The organism is Sediminicola luteus, from assembly GCF_040566555.1.
Classification (GTDB): domain Bacteria; phylum Bacteroidota; class Bacteroidia; order Flavobacteriales; family Flavobacteriaceae; genus Sediminicola.
This window is the reverse complement of the sequence record NZ_JBEWYP010000001.1, coordinates 510,208-522,080: the sequence shown is the minus strand read 5'-3', so window position 1 is coordinate 522,080 and position 11,873 is coordinate 510,208. Positions and strand designations below refer to the sequence as shown.

The window sequence follows — 11,873 nt, the reverse complement described above, 5'->3', positions numbered from 1 at the left end:
TTTATTTTTCTTCGCCGAGTTCAACAGCTCTATTAAATGCTGAATACGCGGCTTCTTTTATTAATTCCTTTACATTATTGTCGTCCATAGAATCTAATGCGGCTCTTGTGGTACCTCCTTTGGAAGCCACCCTATCCATCCATGAATTTGGGGATAGATCCGATTGATTGAACAAGTCCACTGCACCTTCAAAAGTTTTGCTCACCAAGACTTTACTGTCATTGGCCGAGAAGCCCATTTTTAATGCGGCCTCCATCATACTTTGCATAAAGTAAAATACGTATGCAGGACCACTTCCCGAAATGCCTGTTGAGGCATCTATAAATTTTTCTGAACTTACATGTATTGATTTACCAGTAGTATCCAAAAGGTTTTCTATGGTTAAAAGTTCTATTCTTGAGACTTCCTTAGAAGCAGTATAGGAGGTAACCCCTTTGCCTATTTGTGCCGGTAAATTTGGCATGGCCCTTACAACTTTAGGAATTCCCATGGACTCTTGCATGGTGCCAATGGTTACCCCGGCCATAATGGAAATAACAATTTGTCCCGGATTGGCCAATGCTTTTATTTTTGCGAATAACTCCTCACTGTGATAAGGTTTAACCGCTATGAAGATTAAATCTGCCTTGGGCAGGCAATCTTCTAGATTTTCAAATACGTCGAAATGTAAAATTTTCTTAAGGGATAGGATTTTTTCAGGGGAACTGTCCAAAATCATTAAATTTCTTTTTTTCAATAATTTCGACTTTGACATAGCTTCCGCGTATGTTAGACCCATGTTTCCTGCGCCTATGACTAATACTTTCATTTAGATTTTTTAGTTATTATTAATATTACAGCCTTAATGGAACAATTACCATGCGAGGCTGACATTTTGATGATAGAGTGTAGCTTTAGTAGATACAATAACTATAAGAAATAGTTATACAAAGCGCTTAGCGTACATTATTCGTACGATGATAGGTTTAGAAAAATTTCAAAAATTCTTCGAAAATGACTATTCTTAGCTAATATAAGGGTGAAATTGTGTCAGTATTACCTTAAAATAGCAAATTATTAGTTTAAAAACAAATGACAAAACTATGGTTTGCGTGCGTTAGGGAATATTTGAGTGTCGAAATTCGATTTGTAATAGAGGCAAGTGGTTGGAGATTATGTGTAAAAAAAAACTCCAATAACAGCTATTTGTTATTGGAGTTTTGAATTATTTTAGGTTGGGAATTATTGATTCATGGTCAATAAAAATTCCTCATTGTTTTTAGTCTGTTTGATGCGTTGCTCAATAAACTCCATTGCTTCTACTGGATTCATATCCGCGAGGTATTTGCGCAAGATCCACATACGTTGGATGGTGTTCTCATCCAATAATAGATCATCTCTACGTGTACTTGATGATGTAAGGTCGATAGCTGGGAATATTCTTCTGTTGGATATTTTTCGATCCAATTGAAGTTCCATGTTACCTGTTCCTTTGAATTCTTCAAAGATCACCTCGTCCATTTTAGAGCCTGTTTCCGTAAGTGCTGTTGCAATGATGGATAAAGATCCGCCATTTTCAATATTACGGGCAGCTCCAAAGAATCTTTTTGGTTTGTGCAGGGCATTGGCATCTACACCACCACTCAATACCTTACCAGAGGCTGGCTGAACTGTGTTGTATGCTCTCGCCAAACGTGTGATGGAGTCTAATAGGATAACCACATCGTGGCCACATTCTACCAAACGTTTTGCTTTTTCCAAAACAATGTTTGCAACTCTTACGTGTTCCGTGGCCTCCTTGTCAAAGGTAGAAGCAATAACTTCTCCACGTACGTTACGTTGCATATCGGTTACTTCCTCCGGACGTTCATCGATCAATAAAATGATTTGGTAAACTTCTGGGTGGTTGGCAGCAATTCCGTTGGCGATGTCTTTCAATAACATCGTTTTACCTGTTTTGGGCTGTGCTACAATCATTCCTCTTTGTCCTTTTCCAATAGGGGAGAACAAGTCAATGATTCGTGTAGATATGGTGCTTTGTCTTTCAGCAAGATTAAATTTTTCTTGTGGGAACAAGGGGGTCAAATGCTCAAAAGAGACCCTGTCCCTGACAATTTGTGGATCTAAGCCATTTATTTTGTTCACCTTGATCAGTGGGAAATATTTTTCTCCCTCTTTAGGCGGACGTACATTACCAAGAACTGTATCTCCAGTTTTCAATCCAAATAATTTAATTTGGGATTGGGAAACATAGATGTCATCAGGTGATGATAGGTAGTTGTAGTCAGAAGACCTCAAAAAGCCATAACCATCCTGCATGATATCAAGAACACCTTCACTTTCAATGATACTATCAAATTCATATTCGGGTTCTTTGTACCTATTTTTTAGGTCCTTATCAAAGTTACTGTTGCTCTTATCCTGTTTTTGATGAACAGGCTTTTTATTTAAGTTCTTATGAGGCGCGGCACTTTTAGGATGTTCCTTTTTTACGTGCGCTTCTTTTGGGGAACTTTGCTGTGGACGGGGCCTTGGCCTTCTTTCTGTAGGTGTACTATCAGTTTTTTCGGTCCTTTTGCTGGTTTCCTCAGGTTTTGTAATGTTGCTGGAATCTTCTTTTGGAGTCTCAGTGGAATCCTTTGGAGTACTTATGCGCCTATCAGGTTTACGTTCTCCTTTTACCGCTGTGCTTTTTTCCTTTAAGACCCTAGATCTTTTTGGTTTGGAATCTATTTGCTCCTCACTATTGGAAGTGGAGGCTAGCACGGTCTCTGTAGCCTTTGGATTGGAGGCCTGAACATCTAGAATTTGATAAACTAGGTCCAGTTTTTTTAGGGTTTTGTACTTGGAAACATTTAAACCCTTAGCTATATCCTGAAGCTCAGGAAGCTTTTTTGATTTTAAATCTGAAATTTCAAACATTAAGTGTTGAATAAATTATACTTGAATTGAAAATTTGAAGTGTATTGTTATTTGGGTATTACTAGATAATGATATCCCCTTGATGGTAAGTGTGATAACTAATAACAAAGCAATATTACAAATTATTTTCAATATTTCATGGATAATTCTCAAAAAGACACTTATTTTTGCCACTGATCAGGAATAAAAACAATGATTCAAAGAATACAGACCGTTTATCTAATAGTTGTTATCCTTTTAACAGGAGTGCTTCCTTTTTGGATAAATCTTTGGTCGGACAGCAGTGGCAATGAAATTTATGCTGCCAATGAAATTATAGTATCTTTGGTATTCTATGTGTCAGCAGTATTGGCATTAGTGTGCATTTTGCTTTATAAGAACAGAAAAAATCAATTTGTGGTAAACAGGTTGAACATGATATTAAATCTTTTTTTACTAGGATTATTCGTTTACCGATCGCTAAACTTATCCGGAGAAAGTAACATTTCTGAGAAGGGTATTGGGATGCTGATTCCTATCTTTTCTATCGTTTTTTTAGTATTGGCCAATAGGGCTATAAAAAAGGATGAGGATCTTATAAAATCTGTTGATCGTTTGCGTTAAGCCTAACATTTTAGTTTTATTAGTGCGTTAAACCCGGGGTTGTTCCCGGGTTTTTTAATGATCAAAGGTCTCTAATTAGACGCCGCGTTTTCCCAATTCCACAATTTCCAGATCCTTAATGTCCTTTCCGTCAATGTTAAATCGCAACATAGTGCGTACTGCATGAAAGCCATGTTTGCCACAGGCACCCGGATTCATATGTAGCAATCCTAATTTTTTGTCCCACATCACTTTCAAAATATGGGAGTGGCCAGTGATAAATAATTTTGGTGGATTTGCTTTGATCTCTTCCCTGATCCTTGGATTGTATTTGTTGGGATAACCACCAATGTGGGTGATCCATACATCAACCCCTTCGCATGTAAACCTATTGTCCAAAGGGAATTCGAGTTTTGCTTTGTGATCATCAATATTCCCATAAACGGCTCTGAGGGGTTTTATTTTCTTTAAGGTGTCCGTAACTTCCAACTGTCCTATATCACCGGCATGCCATATCTCATCCGCTTGTTTGGCGTATTTTAAAATGGCTTCGTCCATATGGCTATGGGTATCGGAAAGGAGTAAAATTCGGGTCATAAAACTAAAAATATACTAAATTATGGTAGTGTTGGATTTCTGTTTGGGAGGATTAAGGTATCTTTGCCATCACAAAAATACAGTATTCGTTTGAGATATTTTGTCGCCTTTTCATACTTCGGGAAGTCTTACCATGGATGGCAAAAACAGCCCAATGCATTGACGGTACAACAGGTCTTGGAAGAAACTTTTTCAACGCTCTTAAGACAGCCGGTAGAATTAATGGGTGCGGGAAGAACGGATGCGGGGGTACATGCAAGGCAAATGTATGCCCATTTTGAAGTTGATGGTATTGCTGATAAGGAAGATCTTTGTTACCGAATGAATTCCTTTTTGCCAGATGATATTGCCATCAGCGGTATTTATGAGGTTCAAGATGATGCCCATGCCCGCTTTGATGCGGAGGAGAGGACGTATGAATATTGGATTGTTCAAGAGAAAAATCCATTTTACATGGATACGGCCCATTATATAAAATATGGGTTGGATTTGGATAAGATGAACGAAGCGGCTTCCCTATTGTTGAAGTATACCGATTTTGAATGCTTTTCAAAATCAAATACCGATGTAAAGACTTTTTTGTGTAAGCTTAAGAAGGCAGAATGGACTATTCAGGGAGATGTTTTGGTTTTCACGATTACAGCGGACCGATTCTTAAGAAATATGGTCCGGGCAATCGTAGGGACATTACTGGAAGTTGGACTTGGCAAATGCACTTTGGCAGGTGTTGAAGAAATAATAAATAGTAAGGATAGGAGCAAGGCTGGGGTTTCTGTGCCGGCAAAAGGGTTGTACTTGACAAAAGTGAGCTATCCTTCACATATAAAATTGAAGTCATAATATGGATAAAGAATCAGGAAAAGCCTTTGATATGAGGTTGTTCAAGAGATTGATGAGGCATACAAAACCGTATAGCCTCACTTTTTACGGAGTAGCCTTTGCCGCGATCCTATTATCTGTATTCGCTGTATTGACCCCCATTTTGGTGGGCGATATTGTAGATGTGGCCATTAAAAATAAGGACGCTGAAAAATTATTGAATTTAATACTGATCATGTCCGCAGTGTTGTTGGGCGAGGTATTAAGTCAGCTGTCATTTAACTACTATGCAAACTGGCTTGGAGAATCGGTTATTCGGGATATTAGAATAGCCCTTTTTAAACACATGATCGGTTTTAGGATGAAATATTTTGACGGATCCTCCATAGGTGTCTTGGTAACAAGGGCCGTGGCAGATATGCAGCGTATTGGAGAAATATTCAGTCAAGGCTTTTTTGTCATTGTATCAGATCTACTTAAAATGTTTGTGGTTGCGGGTGTTATGTTAGCCATGAACTGGAGGTTGTCCCTGATAGTTTTTGCCATCTTGCCCCTGTTGTTGTATGCCACCCGATTATTTCAAAAGGCCATGAAAGTGGCATTTATAGAAGTACGGACCCAAGTTTCTAATCTTAATTCCTTTGTGCAGGAGCGACTTACAGGAATGAAAATCGTTCAACTGTTCAATAGGGAAAAATTGGAACGGGAAAAATTTCGTGCAATAAATGCGAAGCACAAGAATGCTTGGTTAAAAACGGTTTGGTACAACTCTATCTTTTTTCCAATTGCAGAAATAGTATCCTCTATAACCATAGGTCTGATCGTTTGGTACGGAGGGGTGCAAAATGTTACTGGGATAAGTCAAGAGGAATATGGTACTATCTTCTCCTTTATACTGTTGTCACAGATGTTGTTCAGGCCATTACGTCAAATAGCGGATAAATTCAATACCCTCCAAATGGGAATGGTGGCAGCCAATAGGGTCTTTAAAATTTTGGATACCAACAGTTCCATCGAGGATAATGGAGAGCTGGAGATGAAAGAAATACAGGGGAATATATCCTTCAAAGATGTTCGTTTTGGCTATTTGGAGGACGAAGAAGTGCTTCACGGTATTTCTTTTGAGGTAAAAGCTGGGGAAACCATTGCCATTGTTGGAGCAACAGGGGCTGGTAAATCGACCATCATCAATTTGCTGAATAGATTTTATGAGATAAATTCTGGTATTATAGCCATTGATGGTATAGATATTAAAACGTTCAGGTTGTCTTCTTTAAGGACCAAAATTGCTGTCGTACTACAGGATGTATTTCTTTTTGCGGATACGATTGCCAATAACATTTCCTTAAAGGAGAAATCAATTTCCTTAGAAACCATTGAGCAGGCCGCAAAAGAAATTGGCGTGCATGAATTTATTTCAAGTTTACCTGGAGGATATCAATATAATGTAAAAGAAAGGGGATCCATGTTATCCAGTGGGCAACGACAGTTGATTGCATTTCTTAGGGCATACGTGAGCAATCCAAGTATTTTGGTTCTGGATGAGGCCACATCCTCCGTAGATACATATTCAGAACAACTGATTCAAAAGGCAACAGAGAAAATTACGGAAGGCAGGACTTCAATTATAATAGCCCACCGTTTGGCCACCATCAAAAAAGCCGATAAAATATTGGTAATGGATGCAGGTGAAATTATTGAGACGGGCACCCATAAGGAACTCTTGGAAAAAGGCGGATATTACAAAAGTTTATACGAAGCTCAATTCCTGGCCGAAGAAGTGGCATAATTTAGTAGATCAGATCGTTCTTGATCAGGTTGGTCAACTCATTAAGATCCTTGAACAGGATGAATTCTCCATGTTTTATGTAGGATATGGTTCCGGTCTCCTCACTTACAACAATGGCCAAGGCATCGGTCTTTTCTGTGATGCCAACTGCAGCTCTGTGTCGTAATCCAAACCGTAATGGGATGGTACGCTCATTAGAAACAGGTAAGATGACCCTGGTGGCGACAATGAAGTTGTTTTCTATAACGGCAGCCCCATCATGTAAGGGACTGTTCTTGTAAAAGATACTTTCTATAATGGGCTGGGTGACCTCAATATTCATTTTATCACCGGATGACTTTATAAAATCCAAAGAGTTGTTCCGTTCAATGACGATAAGTGCGCCTGTTTTGGTGGCACTCATTTTTTCACAGGCCCCCACAATGGCCTCCACATCAATTTCCGTAGTAAGAGCTTCTTGCTTCAGAAATTTAAACTGCCGTAGAAAACTTCGTTTTGAAGCAAAATTGGTGGATCCTACCATTAATAAGAACTTTCGTACCTCCTGTTGGAAAACAATAATAAGAGCAATAAGGCCTATGTTCATGAAACCACCAACCATACTGCTGATCATTCTCATTTCTACCAATTCTGTCAATTTCCACAGGGCCCAAACGATGACTATGCCTATAAAAATATTGATTGCTACAGTACCACGGACCAATTTATAAATGTAGAAGAGAAGTATTGCTACAAGTATGATGTCCAAAAAATCCGTAATCTTAAAATCTAGAAAATTCAAAAAATCCAATGCAGCTGTTTTTTGTAAAAATAGGAAAAATAGGTGAACTTAAAATCGATTAAATTTAAAGGAAGGCTTGCCCAAGATTGATGCATTCCAGGGCTTCTTTTACATCGTGGACCCTTAGAATATTGGCTCCTCGGTTCAATGCCACCATGTTCAATGCCGTTGTACCGTTCAAGGCTCCTTTTGCGTTGGTGCCTAAAACTTTATAGATCATGGATTTTCTGCTCAATCCCGCCAAAATAGGGAGTTCCAATAATTGAAACAGGTCCATTTTTTGTAAGACTTCATAATTTTGCTCCACGGTTTTTGAAAATCCAAAACCTGGATCTATAATGATGTCATTTATTTTGAGCGTCTTGGCAGCGGCAACCCTTTCAGAAAAATAGAAAAGAATATCTTTCATTAGATCATCATAGGAAGTTTCCTGTTGCATCGTTTGAGGGGTTCCCTTCATGTGCATCATAATGTAAGGGACTTGGTGATTTGCCACTTGCGTCAACATATCGGCATCCATTTTGCCTGCAGAAATATCATTGATCATGGCTGCGCCCCTATCCAAACAATTATGCGCTACCTTTGCCCTGAAAGTATCAACGGATAATAGTATCTGGGGAAATTCTTTCAGGAGTAGTTCTATTATTGGAACAATCCTTTTTAGCTCTTCCTCTTCGGACACATGGGATGCCCCAGGTCTGGAACTATAGGCACCTACATCTATGAATGTGGCCCCGTCCTGTAACATATGTCCGGTCTTTTCCAGTATTACCTTATCATCCCTATACTTGCCGCCATCAAAAAAAGAATCGGGGGTAATGTTTAATATTCCCATTACTTTTGGGATATTTAGGTCGATTAAGTTTCCTTTGCAGTTAATGGTCATAGGGTTAGTATAAAAAGTACTTAAAGTATAAAAGGTAAGTTTGATCCGTGAACTTTGAACAATTAAAAATTTTAAGCGAAATTTACACAAATTAGAAATACTACATGCAGCAAACCTCAGAACAATACGATGCGATCGTAAAAATTTGTCGAGATCTGTTTTTAAAGAAGATGAAGGATTATGGCTGTGCCTGGCGTATTTTGCGACTACCTTCATTGACCGATCAAATTTATATCAAAGCCCAAAGAATCCGAGGATTACAGGAAAATGAGGTACGAAAGGTCGAGGAAGATGAAAAATCTGAATTCATAGGGATCATCAATTATTCGATTATGGCCCTTATTCAAATTGAAAAGGGGATAGCGGAACAACCCGATCTCTCTGCCGAAGAGGCACTTGCCTTATATAATAAACACATAGATGCCACCAAATCCCTCATGGAAGACAAAAACCATGACTACGGTGAAGCATGGCGCGAAATGAGGGTTAGCTCCCTTACGGATCTAATTCTCCAAAAACTATTGCGGGTAAAACAAATAGAGGATAATAAAGGTAAAACATTGGTGAGCGAGGGTATAGGGGCTAATTATCAGGATATGATCAATTACTCCATCTTTGCCATGATACTATTGGAATCCAATAATGAATAAAATCAGCTTCTTTTAATTATATGAAATACTTAGTAGGGTTTAGTCGAATTTTCGTTGGCATATTATTTATTATAAGTGGACTTATAAAATTGAACGACCCCGTAGGTTTTTCATTTAAGTTGGAGGAATATTTCAGCCCAGGAGTGCTAGATCTACCTTTTTTGATGCCTTATGCATTGGCTATATCCCTCTTTGTGGTTATATTGGAAGTTGTATTGGGCGTTATGCTCTTGGTGGGATTTAAAGTAAAATTTACGGTTTGGAGCCTTTTGCTCATGATTGTATTTTTTACGTTCCTTACCTTTTATTCTGCTTATTTTAATAAGGTAACAGATTGTGGTTGCTTTGGAGATGCAGTAAAGCTTACCCCTTGGGAATCCTTTACCAAGGATGTGATTTTATTAGTGCTTATCGTCATCCTATTTTTTGGCACCAAGCACATAAAGTCCATTTTTGGGGAAAAAGTGCAAGCAATCGTGACATTGATGACCGTAGTGGTTTGCGGATTGTTCGCGAATTATGTGTTGAACCATTTACCTGCAATTGATTTTAGGCCATATAAGATAGGAGTGAATATTGAGGAAGGTATGTCAGTTCCAGAGGATGCTCCTAAAGCAGTGTATGATTATGCATGGAGATTTAAGGTGAACGGGGAAGAAAAAATAATAGTGACCAATGGAGGGTATCCAACAGTAGACGGGGAGTTTATAGATGTTGAAACCACCGAGATACAAAAAGGGTATGAGCCACCTATTCATGATTTTACCATAGAAAAAGATGGAGAAGATAGGGCATCATCCTTACTGTCCGAGGATAAGCTGGTAATGGTCATAGCATATGATTTGGCAAAGAGTAACTTAAATGCCTTTTTGGGCATAAAAAAAGTGACTGATCTAGCAAGAGACAAAGGATATAAGGTTATCGGGATGTCCGCATCGAACGAACAATATACCAAAATGATTATTGATGAATATCAATTAGGTTTCGATTTTTATTTTACGGATGAGACGGCTCTGAAGACCATTGTACGTTCCAATCCAGCGGTATTGGTCTTAGAAAAAGGCACCATAATACAGAAAGTGCATTATAAGGATATAGAGGAATTAAATTTCAATTAAGAATAGTTAAAATAGGATAAGATGAGAAGTAAAATAGTTGCAGGAAATTGGAAGATGAACAAAAACCATAAAGAAACGGAGGCTTTGCTTGCAGAACTATCGGCAAAATTGCCCGATACCAATGCCGAGGTCATGGTGGCTCCAACTTTTGTGAATTTAGCTTCCGCAGTAGAACATTTGGAATCATCTGCCATTGAGGTTATCGCCCAAAACATGCATTTTGAAGAGAGTGGCGCATTTACCGGTGAAATATCTGCGGATATGCTATTAGATATAGGCGTGGATACTGTAATTATAGGACATTCTGAAAGAAGGGCCTATTTTGGGGAAAACGATGAAATCTTACGCAAAAAAGTAGTTGCAGGCTTGGCAAAGGGCATGCGTATTATGTTTTGCTTTGGGGAAGAGTTACAGGACCGTAAATCTGGAGATCATTTCAAGGTGGTGGCCAGTCAATTAAAAAATGCATTATTTGGATTGCCCGCAGGTGAATGGGCCAAGATAATATTGGCATATGAGCCAGTGTGGGCTATAGGAACCGGAGAAACTGCTTCTCCTGAGCAGGCGCAGGAAATGCATGCCTTTATACGCAAAACCCTAACAGAGGCTTACGATGCAAAAATAGCCAATAATGTATCTATTCTTTATGGAGGTAGTGTGAAGCCAGGGAATGCAGTAGAGATATTTTCCAAACCAGACGTAGATGGTGGACTTATAGGTGGAGCTGCATTGGTAGCAGACGATTTTATTGCCATCATCAAAGCAATTTAATCGCCTTTAGGATCTAAACATAAATTTAATACAAAGGAGGGGATTTCTGTAAAGGAATTCCCTCTCTTTAATCATAGACTTAAAATGCAGAATAACAATTATATCGAATACACCTTTACTGTAAATCCATTACAGCCAGCAACGGACATATTAATAGCCCAATTGGGAGAAGTGGGATTCGAAAGCTTTGTGGAAACCGAAGTGGGGGCCTTGGCATATATTAAAAAGGAAGATTGGTCCGAAGATATGTTATCATCTATCCAAATCCTTTCCAACCCAAAGTTTGATATTGATTACGAGGTTGTTGAAATTGAACAAGAAAATTGGAATGCTACTTGGGAGCAAAATTTTAATCCCATACAAGTGGGGGATGCTTGCGTTGTAAGGGCCCCTTTCCACGAAAAACCGGAAGTTACCTATGACATAGTTATAGAGCCCAAGATGAGTTTTGGGACAGGCCATCATGAGACCACCTATATGATGATGCAGCATATCCTCAATCATGATTTTACTGGGAAGTCGGTTTTGGATATGGGAAGTGGAACTGGCGTACTGGCCATTCTAGCTGCTATGAAAGGAGCTGCTCCTGTTGAGGCCATAGATATTGATAATTGGTGCTATCTAAATGCCATGGAAAATGTGGAACGTAACCATCATCCAGAAATAAAGGTGTATGAGGGGGACGCAACTTTGTTGGAAGGAAAAAAATACGATATAATCATTGCCAACATAAATAGGAATATTCTTTTGGACGATATCCCGACCTATGCGAAATGTTTAAATAAAAATGGAGTATTATTTTTAAGCGGTTTTTACACCGAGGACATGTCGACTATAAGCGAAAGGTGTAGTCGATTCAATTTGGAATATGAATCCAATATAGAAAATAATAATTGGGTGGCGGTAAAATATCGAATACTACCATAAATCTGTTAAAAAAATGTTGTTTTAATAAAATTTTGTAATATATTTCTTTAAG

General features: G+C 38.5%; 12 protein-coding genes. 7 read left to right on the top strand and 5 right to left on the bottom strand.

Features of this window, described 5'->3' with window-relative positions; translation table 11 throughout:
- Position 1 precedes the first annotated feature (1 nt).
- Positions 2–808: a pyrroline-5-carboxylate reductase gene (proC, locus tag ABXZ32_RS02270; protein WP_354617062.1), complete on the bottom strand. Its 807-nt coding sequence runs from the start codon at positions 806–808 to the stop codon at positions 2–4.
- A gap of 413 nt (positions 809–1,221) precedes the next feature.
- Complete coding sequence (gene rho, locus ABXZ32_RS02265) at positions 1,222–2,901, bottom strand: transcription termination factor Rho (RefSeq protein WP_354617061.1); 1,680 nt, start codon at positions 2,899–2,901, stop codon at positions 1,222–1,224.
- A 192-nt stretch (positions 2,902–3,093) separates the two neighbouring features.
- On the opposite strand from rho, the gene ABXZ32_RS02260 reads away from it, so the two are divergent.
- On the top strand, positions 3,094–3,504 hold the full coding sequence (locus ABXZ32_RS02260; protein WP_354617060.1) for a DUF4293 domain-containing protein: 411 nt from the start codon (positions 3,094–3,096) through the stop codon (positions 3,502–3,504).
- A gap of 75 nt (positions 3,505–3,579) precedes the next feature.
- Here ABXZ32_RS02260 and ABXZ32_RS02255 read toward each other — a convergent pair whose 3' ends face one another.
- On the bottom strand, positions 3,580–4,080 hold the full coding sequence (locus tag ABXZ32_RS02255; protein WP_354617059.1) for a metallophosphoesterase family protein: 501 nt from the start codon (positions 4,078–4,080) through the stop codon (positions 3,580–3,582).
- Between the two features lie 90 nt (positions 4,081–4,170).
- On the opposite strand from ABXZ32_RS02255, the gene truA reads away from it, so the two are divergent.
- On the top strand, positions 4,171–4,920 hold the full coding sequence (gene truA, locus ABXZ32_RS02250) for a tRNA pseudouridine(38-40) synthase TruA (protein ID WP_354617058.1): 750 nt from the start codon (positions 4,171–4,173) through the stop codon (positions 4,918–4,920).
- Position 4,921: 1 nt separating this feature from the next.
- Positions 4,922–6,688 carry an ABC transporter ATP-binding protein gene (locus tag ABXZ32_RS02245; RefSeq protein ID WP_354617057.1) on the top strand — a complete coding sequence of 589 codons (1,767 nt, stop codon included), beginning with the start codon at positions 4,922–4,924 and terminating at the stop codon, positions 6,686–6,688.
- Position 6,689: 1 nt separating this feature from the next.
- Here the strand turns inward: ABXZ32_RS02245 and ABXZ32_RS02240 are convergent, their stop codons facing one another.
- Together ABXZ32_RS02240 and folP are read right to left on the bottom strand one after the other, a co-directional pair.
- The gene (locus ABXZ32_RS02240) at positions 6,690–7,478 is read right to left on the bottom strand and encodes a diadenylate cyclase (protein WP_354617056.1); all 789 of its coding nucleotides are present in this window, start codon (positions 7,476–7,478) and stop codon (positions 6,690–6,692) included.
- 55 nt (positions 7,479–7,533) lie between these two features.
- The gene (folP, locus tag ABXZ32_RS02235; protein ID WP_354617055.1) at positions 7,534–8,355 is read right to left on the bottom strand and encodes a dihydropteroate synthase; all 822 of its coding nucleotides are present in this window, start codon (positions 8,353–8,355) and stop codon (positions 7,534–7,536) included.
- A 104-nt stretch (positions 8,356–8,459) separates the two neighbouring features.
- Between folP and ABXZ32_RS02230 the strand changes: the two genes are divergently transcribed.
- The 4 genes from ABXZ32_RS02230 (at position 8,460) to prmA (ending at position 11,821) form a co-directional block, all read left to right on the top strand.
- Positions 8,460–9,005, top strand: coding sequence for a DUF1599 domain-containing protein (locus ABXZ32_RS02230; protein WP_354617054.1), 546 nt, complete (start codon positions 8,460–8,462; stop codon positions 9,003–9,005).
- Between the two features lie 20 nt (positions 9,006–9,025).
- Entirely contained in the window at positions 9,026–10,123 is a 1,098-nt protein-coding gene (locus ABXZ32_RS02225) for a BT_3928 family protein (RefSeq protein WP_354617053.1), read from the top strand.
- 21 nt (positions 10,124–10,144) lie between these two features.
- Positions 10,145–10,894, top strand: coding sequence for a triose-phosphate isomerase (tpiA, locus tag ABXZ32_RS02220; RefSeq protein WP_354617052.1), 750 nt, complete (start codon positions 10,145–10,147; stop codon positions 10,892–10,894).
- An 84-nt stretch (positions 10,895–10,978) separates the two neighbouring features.
- Entirely contained in the window at positions 10,979–11,821 is an 843-nt protein-coding gene (gene prmA / locus ABXZ32_RS02215; RefSeq protein WP_354617051.1) for a 50S ribosomal protein L11 methyltransferase, read from the top strand.
- Positions 11,822–11,873 lie beyond the last annotated feature (52 nt).